General features: G+C 34.6%; 14 protein-coding genes. 7 read left to right on the plus strand and 7 right to left on the minus strand.

Going from position 1 to position 17239, the window contains the following annotated elements:
• Positions 1–42 precede the first annotated feature (42 nt).
• On the plus strand, positions 43–3483 hold the full coding sequence (locus GGR32_RS01475; protein ID WP_183475668.1) for a methylmalonyl-CoA mutase family protein: 3441 nt from the start codon (positions 43–45) through the stop codon (positions 3481–3483).
• 54 nt (positions 3484–3537) lie between these two features.
• Here GGR32_RS01475 and GGR32_RS11955 read toward each other — a convergent pair whose 3' ends face one another.
• The 4 genes from GGR32_RS11955 to GGR32_RS01490 all read right to left on the minus strand — a co-directional run bounded on the left by GGR32_RS11955 (position 3538) and on the right by GGR32_RS01490 (position 5532).
• Positions 3538–3696, minus strand: coding sequence for a hypothetical protein (locus GGR32_RS11955; RefSeq protein WP_221403672.1), 159 nt, complete (start codon positions 3694–3696; stop codon positions 3538–3540).
• Between the two features lie 56 nt (positions 3697–3752).
• The gene (locus tag GGR32_RS01480; RefSeq protein WP_183475669.1) at positions 3753–4010 is read right to left on the minus strand and encodes a GlsB/YeaQ/YmgE family stress response membrane protein; all 258 of its coding nucleotides are present in this window, start codon (positions 4008–4010) and stop codon (positions 3753–3755) included.
• Positions 4011–4081: 71 nt separating this feature from the next.
• Positions 4082–4453 carry a fluoride efflux transporter CrcB gene (gene crcB, locus GGR32_RS01485; protein WP_183475670.1) on the minus strand — a complete coding sequence of 124 codons (372 nt, stop codon included), beginning with the start codon at positions 4451–4453 and terminating at the stop codon, positions 4082–4084.
• 5 nt (positions 4454–4458) lie between these two features.
• Positions 4459–5532, minus strand: a complete 1074-nt coding sequence (locus GGR32_RS01490; RefSeq protein WP_183475671.1) for a GyrI-like domain-containing protein — start codon at positions 5530–5532, stop codon at positions 4459–4461.
• A 79-nt stretch (positions 5533–5611) separates the two neighbouring features.
• Between GGR32_RS01490 and GGR32_RS01495 the strand changes: the two genes are divergently transcribed.
• Positions 5612–7669, plus strand: a complete 2058-nt coding sequence (locus GGR32_RS01495) for a dipeptidyl-peptidase 3 family protein (protein ID WP_183475672.1) — start codon at positions 5612–5614, stop codon at positions 7667–7669.
• Between the two features lie 72 nt (positions 7670–7741).
• Here the strand turns inward: GGR32_RS01495 and GGR32_RS01500 are convergent, their stop codons facing one another.
• Positions 7742–10372 (minus strand): valine--tRNA ligase, encoded by a 2631-nt coding sequence (locus GGR32_RS01500; protein ID WP_183475673.1) that lies wholly within the window; start codon positions 10370–10372, stop codon positions 7742–7744.
• A 113-nt stretch (positions 10373–10485) separates the two neighbouring features.
• On the opposite strand from GGR32_RS01500, the gene GGR32_RS01505 reads away from it, so the two are divergent.
• The 5 genes from GGR32_RS01505 to GGR32_RS01525 all read left to right on the plus strand — a co-directional run bounded on the left by GGR32_RS01505 (position 10486) and on the right by GGR32_RS01525 (position 14074).
• Positions 10486–10854, plus strand: coding sequence for a DUF1573 domain-containing protein (locus tag GGR32_RS01505; protein WP_183475674.1), 369 nt, complete (start codon positions 10486–10488; stop codon positions 10852–10854).
• A gap of 114 nt (positions 10855–10968) precedes the next feature.
• Positions 10969–12165 carry a pyridoxal phosphate-dependent aminotransferase gene (locus tag GGR32_RS01510; RefSeq protein ID WP_183475675.1) on the plus strand — a complete coding sequence of 399 codons (1197 nt, stop codon included), beginning with the start codon at positions 10969–10971 and terminating at the stop codon, positions 12163–12165.
• 5 nt (positions 12166–12170) lie between these two features.
• Complete coding sequence (murB, locus tag GGR32_RS01515; protein ID WP_183475676.1) at positions 12171–13184, plus strand: UDP-N-acetylmuramate dehydrogenase; 1014 nt, start codon at positions 12171–12173, stop codon at positions 13182–13184.
• Between the two features lie 101 nt (positions 13185–13285).
• Positions 13286–13483 carry a membrane or secreted protein gene (locus GGR32_RS01520; RefSeq protein WP_183475677.1) on the plus strand — a complete coding sequence of 66 codons (198 nt, stop codon included), beginning with the start codon at positions 13286–13288 and terminating at the stop codon, positions 13481–13483.
• A gap of 60 nt (positions 13484–13543) precedes the next feature.
• The gene (locus tag GGR32_RS01525) at positions 13544–14074 is read left to right on the plus strand and encodes an RNA polymerase sigma factor (RefSeq protein WP_343066414.1); all 531 of its coding nucleotides are present in this window, start codon (positions 13544–13546) and stop codon (positions 14072–14074) included.
• 68 nt (positions 14075–14142) lie between these two features.
• On the opposite strand, the gene GGR32_RS01530 is transcribed toward GGR32_RS01525, so the two are convergent.
• Entirely contained in the window at positions 14143–15939 is a 1797-nt protein-coding gene (locus GGR32_RS01530) for an acyl-CoA dehydrogenase family protein (protein WP_183475678.1), read from the minus strand.
• A gap of 29 nt (positions 15940–15968) precedes the next feature.
• Positions 15969–17156, minus strand: a complete 1188-nt coding sequence (locus tag GGR32_RS01535) for an acetyl-CoA C-acyltransferase (protein ID WP_183475679.1) — start codon at positions 17154–17156, stop codon at positions 15969–15971.
• Positions 17157–17239: the final 83 nt, after the last annotated feature.

Below are 17239 nucleotides of genomic sequence, written 5' to 3' on the forward strand. Positions count from 1 at the left end.
TTTTGTAAATTTACGCTTCAAAAATTCAACCTTAACTTAATTATGCAACAAATAACTCCCTATAAACCTAAACACAAAGTACGAATTGTAACTGCAGCTTCTCTATTTGATGGGCACGATGCTGCTATTAATATTATGCGCCGAATTATTCAATCTACTGGGGTTGAAGTAATTCACTTAGGGCATGATAGAAGCGTTGAAGAAGTAGTAAACTGTGCTATTCAAGAGGACGCTAATGCAATTGCTATGACTTCGTACCAAGGTGGACACAACGAGTACTTTAAGTACATGTATGATTTATTGCAAGAAAAAGGAGCTGGACATATTAAAATATTTGGTGGTGGTGGTGGAGTAATTCTACCTGAGGAAATCAAAGAATTGATGGACTACGGAATTACTCGTATTTACTCTCCTGATGATGGTCGTGAATTGGGATTACAAGGAATGATTAACGATTTAGTTCAACAATCGGACTTTGCCATAGGAGACAAATTGAATGGTGAAGTAAACAAGTTAGCCGACAAAGAAATAGGAAGCATTGCTCGTGTAATTTCTTCTGCCGAAAACTTTCCAGAGGTTGCTAAAGAAGCTTTAGACACCATTCACAAAAAAAATAAAAACTCTAAAACTCCTGTATTAGGAATTACTGGTACTGGTGGTGCTGGTAAATCGAGTTTAGTTGACGAATTAGTTCGTCGTTTCTTAATTGATTTTCCAAACAAAACGATTGGATTAATTTCTGTTGATCCATCAAAAAGAAAAACGGGTGGTGCTTTATTAGGTGATCGTATTCGTATGAATGCCATCAATAACGAACGTGTATATATGCGTTCATTAGCTACACGTCAGTCAAACTTAGCTTTATCTAAATATGTAAACGAAGCGGTAGAAGTATTAAAAGCTGCCGAATTTGATTTAATTATTTTAGAAACTTCAGGTATCGGACAATCAGATACAGAGATTATTGAACATTCTGATACTTCGTTGTATGTAATGACTCCTGAATTTGGTGCTGCAACTCAGTTAGAAAAAATCGACATGCTTGATTTTGCTGATTTAGTAGCTATTAACAAATTTGATAAAAGAGGAGCTTTAGATGCTTTACGCGATGTAAAAAAACAATACATGCGTAACAACAATTTATGGGATGTTCACATGGATGACATGCCTGTTTTTGGTACGATTGCATCTCAATTCAACGATCCAGGAATGAATTCGCTATACAAAGCGATTATGGACAAGTTGGTTGAAAAGGCTGGAGCTGATTTACAGTCTACTTTTGAAATTACGAAAGAAATGTCTGAAAAGATATTCGTAATTCCACCAAGTAGAACACGCTATTTATCTGAAATTTCAGAAAACAACCGCGCCTATGATAAAACAGTTAATGAGCAAGAAAAAGTAGCTCAGAAACTTTACGGAGTTTATCAAACTATCTTATCTGTCATTCCGAACGAAGTGACGGAATCTTTCCTTACAAAAAACGGAATTGACCAAGATGAAATTCAGAAACAAGTTCAAAATGACGAGCAACCTTTTGCAAAATTGCTATTTGCTCAATTTGATAAAATAAAACTGAATCTTGACCCACATAACTGGGAAATCATTTTAAACTGGCAAGAGAAAGTAAGAAAATACAAAGATCCTATTTACTCGTTCAAAGTACGTGATAAGGAAATTAAAATAGAAACACATACAGAATCACTTTCACACACGCAAATTCCGAAAGTTGCTTTACCAAAATACCAAGCTTGGGGTGATTTATTACGTTGGAATTTACAAGAGAATGTTCCAGGAGAATTCCCATATGCTTCAGGATTATATCCTTTTAAACGTACAGGAGAAGATCCAACACGTATGTTTGCCGGTGAAGGTGGACCTGAACGTACTAACCGTCGTTTTCACTATGTGAGTTTAGGTATGCCTGCGAAACGTTTATCTACAGCATTTGACTCGGTTACTTTATACGGTAACGATCCAGGGCACAGACCAGATATTTATGGTAAAATTGGTAATGCTGGGGTTTCTATTTGTTGTTTAGATGATGCTAAAAAATTATATTCTGGTTTCGATTTAAGTCATGCTATGACTTCGGTTTCTATGACTATTAATGGTCCTGCTCCGATGTTATTAGGATTCTTTATGAATGCAGCTATCGACCAGAACTGTGAGAAATACATCAAAGAGCACAAATTAGAAAAAAAGGTTGAAGCAAAGCTTAAAGAATTATATGACGATAAAGGGATAGAACGTCCTAAATATAATGGTGATTTACCAGAAGGTAATGACGGATTAGGATTATTACTTTTAGGTGTTACAGGTGATCAAATCTTACCTGCCGATGTATATGCTGAAATTAAAGCAAATACCTTAGCACAAGTACGTGGTACGGTTCAAGCAGATATCTTAAAAGAAGACCAAGCACAAAATACGTGTATTTTCTCTACGGAATTTGCTTTACGTTTAATGGGAGATGTACAAGAGTATTTTATTGAGAAAAATGTTCGTAATTTCTATTCAGTTTCAATCTCTGGATATCATATTGCAGAAGCTGGTGCAAACCCTATTACACAGTTAGCATTAACGTTGGCAAACGGGTTTACCTACGTAGAATACTACTTATCAAGAGGAATGGATATCAATAAGTTTGGTCCAAATTTATCGTTCTTCTTCTCAAATGGTATTGATCCAGAATATGCGGTGATTGGTCGTGTAGCTCGTAAAATTTGGGCAAAAGCTCTAAAGTATAAGTACGCAGCAAACCCTAGAGCTCAAATGTTAAAATATCATATTCAAACTTCTGGACGTTCATTACACGCTCAAGAAATTGATTTTAATGATATTCGTACAACGCTACAGGCTTTATATGCGATTTACGACAACTGTAACTCGTTACATACGAATGCGTATGATGAAGCGATTACTACACCTACAGAAGAATCTGTACGTCGTGCAATGGCAATTCAGTTAATCATTAATAAAGAATTAGGATTGGCTAAAAACGAAAATCCAATTCAAGGTTCATTTATTATTGAAGAATTAACTGATTTAGTTGAGGAAGCAGTATTAACTGAATTCGACAGAATTACAGAACGTGGTGGTGTTTTAGGAGCGATGGAAACGATGTACCAACGTTCTAAAATTCAAGAAGAAAGTTTATACTACGAAACCTTAAAACACACTGGTGAATTCCCTATTATTGGTGTAAATACATTCTTAAGTTCTAAAGGCTCTCCAACGGTTACTCCACAAGAGGTGATTCGTGCTACAGAGGAGGAAAAACAATTCCAAATCAAAACGAAAGAGAACTTAAACAAAGCACATGAAGATAAAATAGAACAACTTTTATCTGAAATGCAATCGGCTGCCATTAACAATCAAAACCTTTTTGAAAAATTAATGGATGCTACTAAAGTTTGTTCGTTAGGACAAATTACTGCAGCCTTATTTGAAGTAGGTGGTCAATACAGACGAAACATGTAAGCACACAATGTTTGCAGATAAGTATAATAAACCTCTTAGAAATTTCTAAGAGGTTTATTTTTTTGTTCTAGTTCGTTTTCGGAGTTTAAAAATCCGATCATCATAATAGGCTTTCAATTCATCAACAAACGACATACTGTAATCGCGCTGAGTGCGTTTTACATAATTGTTTTTAACGATTTCTTTTTGTATCGCTATTTCAGGACGTGACATATAGAGGAATAAAAAAGTCTGCTTTAATTAACAAAAAACAGACCTTTTTATATTGTTTATTTGGCAAAGAAACGTTTCCATACCCATAGTACAATAAATCCACCTAGGATGGCAAATATCCAATCGGCAAAACTCCAAAAACTAGTAGTTTCATTTAATATTCCTAACGATCTTCCAATAAAACCACCTACAAAAGCTCCTGCAATTCCAATTAAAATAGTAACAACCCATCCTCCTGGGTCTTTTCCTGGCATTACAGCTTTAGCTAATAATCCCGCAATAAATCCGAAAATAATCCACGATAAAAATCCCATAATATACATTTTAGTGTTAGCATGCAGTAAGTTACAAAAAATATATATATAAATAAAGTAGCAAGACTTTACTAAATTTGTTTAACAAGATACATTGCAGAGAAAACAGCAATAAAGCCTATGATAATACTAAGCGAGAGGTAAATAAAAAAATGTAAATAATCGCCTGCTTTTAGAAATACGTGATTTTCATATACAAAAGTAGAAAAAGTAGTAAAACCACCACAAAATCCAGAAGCAAGTAATAGGGTACTGTGTGGCGATAAGCTTTGATTTTTTGCAGCCAAGCCTAAAATTATTCCTATAAAAAAACTTCCTGAAATATTGGCTAAAAAAGTACCATAAGGTATTCCTGTTTCTATGTTGTTGAGCCATTTTCCGAGTAAGTAGCGTAAAACACTACCGCTACCGCCACCAATAAAAACAAGTAAAAGTTGTTTCATTATTTTTAATTTTCCGAGGGGTTATCAGGTTGTTCTTGTTGTATTGGAATATAAATAGTAGTAACCCATTTTGCAGGATTAGGCTCTTTAGTAGAGTCGTTAACGTATACTTCAAGCGTATTTCCGTTTGATGCCTGCTTAAGATTATTCTCATTAAGGTAATTTTGTGCAACCTCCCAAACTTTAGAAATATTGTTATAATTACCTTTTAGCGTCAGCTTTAATGTTTCTTGAGGTGGTAAATAGCCACATAAAATATCGCTACTTGTTGTAATTACTCGATTGCTTGTGGGTATTCCTGCAGAGAAAATAATACTATTGTTAGCCTGATCTATCTTGTGGTAAAGGGTAAAAGGAGCGCCTGTTATTTCGATGTTATGAAGTGCCATGTATTGGGTTATTTTCGGAAACATGAGGCTCATTTTTTCACTCAAATTTTCGGGAGTGTTTTTTGTAGCAGTTGTATTATAGATGTAAAATCCACCGCTATGCTTAGTAACACCATCAATATGTATATCATAGGCTTGCATTTCTTTTTCTATTTTATCTATAAGATTTACAAGTCCTTTTTCCAGGTACGGTTTAAGTTGTTTTTCGGGATGATTTTCATTATTAATAATTAGGTAGATTTTCTCTAAAAAAGAAAGCTTACCTTTTATTCCCCAAGATATTTTTATAGCATTCTTCTCTTTCTTTTCTTCAAAAATCCAATACATATCCTGTGTAGGATTACTAGCCAACGCTTTATAGGTTATTTCTTGTGTGATACTATTATAAGGAAGCGTTTCTAGGGTGGTGATGTTTCCCGTTCCAAATTTTTCTGAATTCCACGAGATGCTAGCGTTTTTACCTATTGTTTTTTCTGGTAAAGAAAACTGAATTGTAGGATCTTCTGTTTGTAAAGGATTCCATTTTTTCCAATTTTCTAAATTATTTACTTCTGTAAAAGCAACTTCTTGTGGTATATTTGTTATAAGCGTTGCTTTAAAATCAAACTCATCATCAATTGTAGCAATGTATAAAGACCCTCCAATAATAATTATTATAAAGAGTAAGAAAATGTATTTGAAAACTTTCATGAAGTAGAATTTTTACATTATGCTAAGATAAGTAAACTGTTAATATTATATTTGTTATTCATAATAATTTTAAGAACTAATGAAGATTAAACCAATTTTCCCTGTGCTTTTAAGTGCATCTTTATTAACATTTTCATGTAAAGAAGAACCGAAAACTACGGAGGGAAACAAAACAGAAATCCAAAAAACGCAAGCATCAACCCAGAAAGCGTTTGATTATACCGCAGGAGAATTTGCTGATATCAAAGTGCTAAGGTACCAAATTCCAGGTTGGGAAAACTTAAGTTTAAAAGAGCAAAAGTTAGTTTATTATCTTACGCAAGCAGGTTTAGCAGGGCGTGATATTATGTGGGATCAAAACTATCGCCATAACTTAAAAATACGTAAAGCCCTAGAAAACGTGTACACACATTACCAAGGAGATAAAACTACCGATAGTTGGAAGAATTTTGAAACCTACTTAAAACGTATATGGTTTTCTAATGGAATCCATCACCATTATTCTACCGATAAAATAATGCCTGAATTTGATAAAGCCTATTTAAATGAGTTGCTAACAGCAACAAATACAACACTTAAAGGAGAGGCTTTTGAAGTTATTTTTAATCAGAAAGATGCGAAGAAAGTTAATTTAGACAAATCTAAAGGTTTATTGTTAGGTTCTGCCATAAATTTTTACGGAACCGATGTTACCGCCGAAGATGTAGATAAATTTTATGCAGAAAAAAAATCGCCAAACCCTAAAAAACCTTTATCATTTGGACTTAATTCTACATTGGTAAAAGAAAACGGAAAACTTGTTGAAAAAGTTTGGAAAAGTGGAGGACTCTACGGTGAAGCCATAGATGAAATTATAAAATGGTTAGAAAAAGCACAAACTGTTGCAGAGAACAAAAAGCAAGCCGATGCCTTAGGACTTTTAATTAACTATTACCAAACAGGAGACTTACAAACTTGGGACGATTATAATGTTGCTTGGGTAGAAGCAACCGAAGGAAATATAGATTATATCAATGGTTTTGTTGAGGTTTATAACGACCCTAAAGGATATCGAGGATCTTACGAGAATATCGTACAAATTAAAGATTTCGATATGTCTAAAAAAATGCAAGTGGTAGAAAAAGAGGTGCAGTGGTTTGAAGATAATGCACCAATTATGGACGCGCATAAAAAGAAAAACGTTGTAGGAGTTACTTACAAAACGGTTATTGTAGCAGGAGAAGCGGGTGATGCATCACCAAGTACACCAATAGGGGTAAACCTACCTAATGCAAACTGGATAAGACAATCTCACGGAAGTAAATCGGTATCCTTAGGAAACATTATAAACGCATATAATAATGCAGGAGGTGGCGAAAAATTACACGAGTTTGCCCACGATAAGGAAGAAGTTACCTTGTCTGAAAACTATGGGCAATTGGCAGATAAATTACACACTACTTTACATGAAGTTGTGGGGCATGCTTCAGGGCAAATTAACCCAGGGGTAGGAGAAACTAAAGAAACATTAAAAAGCTATGCTTCTACTTTAGAAGAAGGTCGTGCAGATTTGGTAGGCTTATATTACCTAATGGACCCGAAACTACAAGAGCTAGGGCTAACAGACGATTATGTAAAACTTGGTAAAGCTGCTTATAACGATTATATCCGTAACGGAATGATGACGCAACTTACTCGTATAGAACTAGGAAAAGATATCGAAGAAGCTCACATGCGTAACCGCCAATGGGTAAGTGCATGGGTGTTTGAAAAAGGTAAAGATGCTAAAGTTATAGAAAAAATAACCAAAGATGGAAAAACCTATTTTGACATAAAAGATTATGATAAGTTACGTGAACTTTTTGGAGAATTATTAAAAGAAACACAACGTATTAAATCTGAAGGAGATTATGATGCGGCTAAAAATCTAGTAGAAAATTATGGGGTGAAGGTAGACCAAGCCATCCATAAAGAAGTACTAGAGCGTTCGTCTAAATTTGAAGGAAAGCCTTATAGCGGATTTGTAAACCCTGTTTTAGTACCTGAAACTAATAAAGCTGGAGAAATTACTGCCATAAAAGTAACACAACCAGAAAGTTTTGAAGCTCAGATGCTAGAATATGCTAAAAAATATAGCTTTTTATCTGTAAATAAATAACATTTAAGATAATCACTAAAAAAAGCCCTGAAATTCCAGGGCTTTTGCTTTTTAAAAAAAGGAGATTATTGGTTATTGTAAGTTAGCCAAACTAGTTTTTATCGCTTCAATTTTAGCAATGGCATCGGCTTGTTTTTGTTTTTCGATAGCCACTACTTTTTCTGGAGCATTGTTTACAAAACGTTCGTTGCTTAATTTCTTTTCTACAGATTTTAAGAAGCCTTCATTGTAGCTAAGTTCTTCTTTTAATTTTTCAATTTCTGCGGCAACATCTACATTGTCTCCAATAGGAATAAAATACTCATTAGTTTTCACTCTAAACGATAATGCATTGTTGATACCTTCTGTGGTGTAAGAAAACGTTGTAATATTTCCTAGCTTTTGGATAACAGTATCGTATTCCTTGCTAAAATTATCATTATTAAGTACTTGTAGGTTGATTGTGTTTTTAAATGAGATATTTTTTTCTTTTCTTATTTTTCTTATTCCTGCAATTACTTCTTTTACCACTTCAAAGTCATTAATCATTTGTGTGTTCGCTTTAGTATCTTTAGGCCAACTAGCAATAATTAACGCTTCTTGAGGGTTTCTTTCCGTAATATTCTGCCAAATTTCTTCGGTTAGGAAAGGCATAAATGGATGAAGAATTTTCAGGTTGTTTTCTAATAATTGTATGGTCTCCTCTAGGGTAACTTTATCTATAGGTGCTCCATATGCAGGTTTTATCATTTCTAGAAGCCATGAGCAGAAATCATCCCAAATAAGTCTATATGTAGCCATTAAAGCATCGGAGATTCTGTATTTTTCAAAATGGTCGTTAATTTCGTTTAAGGTGTTTTTAAACTTTTCTTTGTACCATTCTAAGGCTATTTTAGAAGATTCTGGTTGGGGGATGTCGGCAACTTCCCACCCTTTAATAAGTCTAAAAGCATTCCAGATTTTATTTCCAAAGGCTTTACCTTGTTGGCATAATGACTCGTCAAATAATAAGTCGTTTCCTGCAGCATTACTAAGTAGTAAACCTACACGTACGCCATCTGCACTATAATCTTCTATTAGTTTTAGAGCATCAGGAGAGTTCCCTAAGGATTTAGACATTTTTTTACCTTGTTTATCGCGTACTAAACCTGTAAGGTAAACATTGGTAAAAGGTTTTTTTCCGGTAAACTCATATCCTGCAATAATCATACGGGCAACCCAGAAAAATAAAATATCTGGACCTGTAACTAAGTCGTTGGTAGGGTAGTAGTAGTTAAATTCTTTATTGTCTGGGTTTCTTACGCCATCAAAAACGCTCATTGGCCATAACCAAGAGGAAAACCAGGTGTCTAAAGCATCATCGTCTTGTTTAAGGTTATTAGCGGTTAAATCTGGATTGTTGGTTTTTTCTTGAGCGAGTACCAACGCTTCTTCTATATTTTTTGCTACTACAAAATCGTCTTTTCCTTCGCCATAATAATAAGCAGGGATACGATGCCCCCACCATAACTGCCTAGAGATGTTCCAGTCTCTAATATTATTCATCCAATGGCTGTAGGTGTTTTCAAACTTTTTAGGGAATAATTTTACCTCGTCATCTTCCAGTACTGCTTTGATAGCAGGTTTAACCAATTCTTCCATTTTAAGAAACCATTGGTCAGATAATTTAGGCTCTATTACAGCTTTTGTACGCTCAGAAGTTCCTACTTTGTTGGTGTAGTCTTCTATTTTTGTTATAAATCCTTTTTCTTCTAATTCTTTGGTAAAAGCTTTTCTAACTTCAAAACGGTCTTTACCTTGGTAATGTAAGCCGTGCTGATTTAAGGTAGCGTCATCGTTAAAAATATCGATAACTTCTAATTGGTGTTTATCTCCAAGATTTTTATCGTTTTCATCGTGTGCTGGAGTAACTTTTAGGCATCCTGTTCCAAATTCTACATCTACATATTCATCTTCGATAATCGGAATTACCCTGTTTACTATAGGTACAATTGCTTTTTTACCTTTTAAATGTTGGAAACGCTCATCGTTAGGGTTAATACAAATTGCTGTGTCGCCAAAAATAGTTTCGGGACGGGTAGTGGCAATGGTCAATTTTTCTTCAGAGTTTTCTATGGCATAGGTAATGTAGTATAATTTACCTTGTCTTTCTTCATAGATAACTTCTTCGTCAGAAAGCGTTGTTTTTGCTTCAGGATCCCAGTTTACCATACGGTAGCCACGGTAGATTAAGCCTTTGTTGTAAAGGTCTACAAATACCTGTATAACAGATTCGTATAGGCTGTTGTCTAGGGTGAATTTTGTTCGTTCCCAATCACAAGAGGCACCAAGTTTTTTAAGTTGATCTAAAATCCTTCCTCCGTATGTATCGGTCCATTCCCAAGCATGTTTCATAAACTCTTCTCGGCTTATAGAGGCTTTGTCTATTCCTTCGCTTTTAAGCTTAGCCACAACCTTAGCCTCGGTTGCAATAGAAGCATGATCTGTACCAGGAACCCAGCATGCATTAAAGCCTTGTAAACGTGCCTTACGGATAAGAATATCCTGGATTGTATTGTTTAACATATGTCCCATATGCAACACCCCTGTAACGTTAGGAGGAGGAATGACAATGGTGTAAGGTTTTTTATCATTTACTTCAGAATGAAAATAGTTGTTTTCCATCCAGTAGCTATACCATTTGTCTTCTATTGTTTTAGGATCGTACTTTGCTGCTATTGCCATATTTTTGGTCTGGTTTTTGAAATAAAAAACAAAAGTAGGGATATCCTATATATTTTAAAAGTAACTTTTGAAAAATGAATTTTATTAGTACATTAGTCCCAAAATAATAAATTATGAAGAATTTTTTTGCAATAATGATGTTTGTATTTGCAGGAGTGGCAATGAATGCACAAGCAAATATGAAATTTGACACAGATGTAGTAGATTATGGAACAATAATCCAAAACGCAGATGGTGTACGTACCTTTAAAGTAACCAATACGGGTAATGAAGATTTAATTATTAAAGATATTAAATCTACTTGTGGTTGTACGGTACCTCAAAAACCAAAAGGACCAATTGCACCAGGAGCAACCGCAGAGATTAAGGTGAAGTACGATACAAAACGTTTAGGGCCTATCCGTAAAACGATAACTGTTTATGCAAACACAGAGAATTCACCTTATCCGTTAAAGATTAAAGGAATGATTAATAAAGAATAACATACTTTTATTAATCGAAAAATAAGCTGCTCTTTTATGGGCGGCTTTTTTTATAACAAAAAGTAAGTAAATCAGTTTTAATTTTGCAAATTTGCCTTTAAAAAATAATTTATCATGCCCGCAATATCAAACAAAGGTATGGCAATGCCAGAATCACCTATCAGAAAGTTAGTTCCTTTTGCCGATGCCGCAAAACAAAAAGGAAAACATATTTACCACCTTAATATTGGTCAACCCGATATAAAAACCCCAGTAGTAGCCCTAGAAGCTGTAAAAAACAATAATTTAGAAGTGATTGCTTATTCCAACTCGGCTGGCTCTGCTTCATATAGAGAAAAACTAGCAGCTTACTATCAAAAACATGAAATCCCTGTAACTTCAGAGGAGATTATTATAACAACGGGAGGTTCTGAAGCTTTACTTTTTACTTTAGGGAGTATAACTGATACCGATGACGAAATAATTATCCCCGAACCTTTTTATGCAAACTATAATGGTTTTGCAACCTCTAATGGAGTAAAAGTAGTGCCGGTACAAGCAAGTATAGAGAATAATTTTGCCTTACCTCCAATAGCTGATTTTGAAAAATTAATTACTCCAAAAACAAAAGCTATATTAATTTGTAATCCAGGAAACCCAACAGGCTATTTGTATACTAAAGAAGAAATAGAACAATTAGCAGCTTTAGTAAAAAAACACGATATATTTTTGGTAGCCGATGAAGTTTACCGTGAGTTTGCTTATGATAATGCCAAGCACTTTTCGGTAATGGCACAACAAGGCATCGAAGAAAATGCCATTATGATAGACTCTGTGTCTAAGCGTTACAGCATGTGTGGTGCTCGTATTGGGTGTGTGGTATCTAAAAACAAAACATTTATTCAAACAGCTTTAAAATTTGCACAGGCGAGGTTGAGTCCTCCAACTTTTGCGCAAATAGCAAGTGAAGCAGCTTTAGATACGCCAGAATCATATTTCACAGAAGTGATAGAAGAATATGTTATTCGTAGAAATACGTTAATAGAAGGCTTACAACAAATAAAAGGAGTAAAAGTAGCTACCCCTAAAGGCGCTTTTTATTGTATCGTAGAGCTTCCTGTAAAAGATGCAGAAGATTTTGCACGTTGGCTTCTAGAAGATTTTGATTACCAGAATGAAACTGTAATGGTAGCACCAGCAGCAGGTTTTTATTCAACTCCTAATACAGGGACAAATCAGGTAAGAATTGCTTATGTTTTAAACAAGAAAGACCTAGGAAAAGCAATAGAAATATTAGCAAAAGCATTAGAAGTTTACCCACATAAAGCATAACTTACGTGGAAGTACATAAAAATTATTCCTTAAAAAACTACAACACCTTCGGGATAGCGGTTGATGCAAAGCAGTTTGTAGAAGTTACAACTACAGAAAACTTAAAAGAAGTTTTACAACAAGCCTATGCTTCAGAAATACTTCTATTAGGAGGAGGAAGCAATGTGCTTTTTACCAAAAATGTAGATGTCACAGTAGTTCACCTTAATTTAAAAGGGAAAACAATAGTAGAAGAAACAGCCGACAGCATTACGATAGAAGTTGCAGCAGGAGAAAACTGGCATAACTTTGTACGCTGGTGTGTAGAGAATAATTATGGTGGGTTAGAAAATTTATCGTTAATCCCAGGAAATGTAGGTACAGCGCCTATTCAAAATATAGGTGCTTATGGAGTAGAGCAGCAAGATTGTTTTGTATTGTGTAAGCTAATTAATAAACAAACTTTAGAAGAATCTGTTTTAAAAAAGGAAGCTTGTAATTTTGGTTATCGTAATTCTATATTTAAACAAGAAGCAAAAAACTTATATGTAATTACTCATGTGCAGTATAAACTTACTAAAAAAGCACATAGGTTACATACCACTTACGGGGCTATAGATAAAGAACTATTAACTCAAAATATTTCATCGCCAAGTATTTTAGATATATCGGATGTTATTATAAAAATTAGGCAAAGTAAACTTCCAGATCCTAAAAAAATAGGAAATAGCGGGAGTTTCTTTAAAAATCCAATTATTGAAGTGTCTAAGTTTAAAACGCTTCAAGTAACACATCCAGAAATACCACATTACATAGTAGATGAAACAAAAGTAAAACTTCCTGCAGGTTGGCTTATCGAGCAAGCAGGTTTTAAAGGTTATAGAAAAGGAGATGCAGGAGTACACCCAAAACAAGCTCTGGTGTTGGTAAATTATGGAGCAGCTACTGGAAATGAAATTTTAGCATTAGCAAAAACCATACAAGCCAGTATTGCGAAAAAATTTAGCATAGCTTTAGAACCAGAAGTTAATATATTCTAAAAAGAAAGGATCAGGAGTTTAATGTTTTTTAAACTCCTGATAAAATTGTATTTTTGTACGAGAATGTACAATCTACCTGTTAGATTAAAAATAAAAAAGTCATGAAACTTATATTGATAAGCATTGGGTTATTAGCACTTGGCGTTGCAGGAATTGCAATAAAAATTTGGGCTAAGAAAGATGGGAAATTTGCAGGAACATGTGCAAGCCAAAATCCTATGCTTAATAAATCGGGAGAAGCTTGTGGTTTCTGTGGGAAGTTACCTAGCGAAGCTAATTGTGAAGCAAAGGATAACTAATTACACTATCATAACATAGTTTATTTATAAAATAGGCTCACAATAAAACTACAAGAACAAATACAACTTGCCCGACAAGGGAACCAAAAAGCTTATAAATATTTATTAGATTTATATTGGCAAGACGTTTATGCCTTTCAAGTAAAACGAATCCAGAATCGATATTTAGCGGAAGAGATAACTATACAAACTTTTTCTCGAGCTTTTGATAAGCTAGATACGTATAACCCTAAATACAGTTTTAAAACGTGGTTAATTACAATATCTAAAAACATTCACATAGATATTATACGCAAAAAGGAGGTAGAAATAACCTCGGTAGATAAGGCAACCCAATCTAAAATAGCCGATGAGACGCCTACAGCAGAAGATAAGCTTATTAACGAGCAAAATTTAAAAAGTCTTTTGCAACATATCAAGAAACTTCAACCACATTATAAGGAAATTATTCATTTACGTTTTTTTAAAGAGCTTAGTTATAAAGAAATAGCAAAGGTTATTGATGAACCTGTAAATAACGTTAAAGTAAAATTGCTTCGTGCTAAAAAGCTGCTTGCAGAAGAAATTAAAAACTCTACACAAGAACGTTAAAACACAAAAGGCTGGTTTTTAATAGTAAAAAACCAACCTTTCTTATTAGCTAAGATAAATGTCTATTTTTAAAAACAATATTTATTTTCGGAAATTAGCTTTTCTGCTATTTCTTTTCTTAAGGCGGCAACGTTAGGATATTGTTGATATTTTGTAAAACGTTTTAATCCCATTAGCATCATTTTTTGTTCATCACCTTCAGCAAATGAGATGATGCCTTCTTTAGCTTTTTGAGTTATTTTCTCTACGGCGTTATATAAATACAATTTTGCCATTGCAATTTGTTCTTTTTGGCTGTCTTCCCCAAAACGCTTTGCATTCTTTTCAGCTCGTAAAACACCTGATTCTGCCATGTATATTTCTATTAAAATATCTGCAGAAGCTAATAGAAGTTGTTGATGACTTTCTAATTCTGGACCATACTTTTGTACCGCACTACCTGCCGTCATTAAAAATACTTTTTTTAGTTTTTTAATGATTTCTTTTTCTTCAGAAAATAACTCGCTATAATCGGGCATATCGAACGAAGGAATCCCTGTTAATTCATCAGCAACAGCTTGTGCAGGTCCTAGCAAATCTACATGTCCTTTCATCGCTTTTTTAATAAGCATACCTACTGCGTGCATACGGTTTATTTCGTTTGTACCCTCGTAAATTCTAGAGATACGAGCATCTCTCCATGCAGCTTCCATAGGAGTATCGGCAGAGAATCCCATTCCTCCATAAATTTGGATACCTTCATCGCTACAATTTTGAATATCTTCAGAACAAGCAACTTTAAGTAAGGAACATTCAATGGCATATTCTTCTACACCTTTTAATTCTGCTTCAGCGTGTGTATTGCCTTCTGCTATGCGTTTATTAATACGGTTTTCTATGTCGTATGCAGCTCTATAACTTGCGGCTTCTCCTACATAAGCAGAGGTAGCCATTTCGGCAAGTTTGTATTGTATTGCTTCGAAAGAAGAAATAGGAACTTTAAATTGTACACGTTCATTTGCATATTTAACAGAATTATCAATTACACGTCGTTGAGCATCTAAACATGCGGCTGCCAGTTTTATACGACCAATATTTAATGCATTCATGGCAATTTTAAATCCATTTCCTCGTTCAGAAAGCATGTTTTCTACAGGAATTTTTGTTTCGTTAAAAAATACCTGACGTGTAGAGGAGGAGTGGATTCCTAATTTTTTTTCTTCCTCTCCAAAGGATACTCCATTTGGATTGTCTTTATCATATTCTAAGATAAACCCGGTAATGTTTTTATCGTCTTCAATACGAGCAAAGACAATAAAAAGATTTGCAAATCCTGCATTGGAAATCCACATTTTTTGTCCGCTAATGCTGTAATATTTTCCGTCTTCCGAGAGTACAGCTTTTGTTTTTCCAGAATTAGCATCACTACCAGCTCCAGGTTCTGTTAAGCAATAAGCCCCAAACCATTCTCCTGAAGCTAATTTAGGTACATATTTTTTCTTTTGTTCTTCATTTCCGTATAAAGTAATGGGCATTGTACCTATTCCTGTATGTGCTCCGAAGGCAGTAGCTAAAGATCCTGTTACTCCAGAAATATAATCGCATACAAGCATGGTAGAAACAAATCCCATCCCTAATCCGTCATAGTTTTCAGGAACAGCAACTCCTAAAAAACCAAGTTCTCCTGCTTTACGCATTAAGGTTTCTGTAAGTGCATAATCTTTTTTCTCGAAACGTTCTTGGTTAGGAGCAACTTCACGTTCGATAAACTCTTTTACAGAGTCTTTCATCATTTTTTGTTCTTCATTGAAATCTTCTGGTGTAAAAATGCTTTCACAATTAGCTTCTTTTACCAGAAATTGACCTCCTCTTATAGTATTTTCCATGTTTTTATATTTTGTTGATTAGATTAGAATTAAAATACTTCGTAAACTCCTGCGGCACCTTGTCCTGTACCTACACACATGGTTACCATGGCGTATTTATTGGCAAGGTTTCGTTTTTTCATTTCATCGAATATTTGCACCGATAATTTTGCACCTGTACATCCTAATGGATGCCCTAGGGCTATGGCACCTCCGTTTACGTTTACAATTTCTTTATTAAGTCCAAGCTCTCTAATTACCGCTAATGATTGCGAAGCAAAAGCTTCGTTGAGCTCAAATAATTCGATATCATTTTTAGATAAATTAGCTTGTTTTAAGGCTGCAGGAATAGCTTTTACAGGACCTATTCCCATAATTTTAGGTTCTACACCAACACTGGCATAGCTTGCTAATCTGGCAATAGGTTCTAGGTTTAATTCCTTCATCATTTCTTCGCTCATCACCATAACAAATGCTGCGCCATCACTAGTTTGTGAAGAGTTTCCAGCAGTTACACTTCCGCCTTGTGCAAAAACAGGTCTTAATTTAGAAAGTGCTTCTATAGAAGTTCCTTTTCTTGGGCCTTCATCTTGGGTAACGGTATAGGTTTTTGTTTGTTTTTTTCCGTTTTTATCAAGATAGTTTTGTTCGACTTCGATAGGAACAATTTGGTCTTTAAATCTATTTTCTGCTTGTGCGTTTAATGCACGTTGGTGAGAATTGAAAGAGAATTCGTCTTGATCTTCTCTAGATACATTATATTTTTGTGCCACTGCTTCTGCGGTAAGTCCCATACCCCAGTAATAGTCTTCATGGCCATTTTTTGCCAGTTTGTAATCGGGTACTGGTTTATATCCGCCCATAGGGATGTAACTCATGCTTTCTGTACCTCCAGCGATAATACAATCTGCCATTCCGTTTTGTATTTTTGCGGTAGCTAGGGCTATTGTTTCTAAACCAGAAGCGCAATATCGGTTTACGGTTACTCCAGGTACATCTACGGTATTTAGCCCCATAAGAGAGATAAACCTACCTACGTTTAGTCCTTGTTCTGCTTCTGGCATTGCATTCCCTACAATTACATCATTTATTCTGCTTTTGTCAAATTCAGGAAGTTTATCCATCATGTATTTGATGGTTTCTGCGGCAAGCTCATCTGGGCGTTTAAAACGAAATACGCCTCGATTTGATTTCCCTACGGCAGTTCTGTATGCTTTTACGATATATGCTGTTTTCATTTTATTTTGTATTTAGTTGTATAAGCTTTAGTAGTTATACAGTTTATAGTGTGGTATGTGATTTTATGATAATATAGCAACCT

Origin of the sequence: Mesonia hippocampi, from assembly GCF_014197445.1 — a bacterium.
GTDB lineage: Bacteria > Bacteroidota > Bacteroidia > Flavobacteriales > Flavobacteriaceae > Mesonia > Mesonia hippocampi.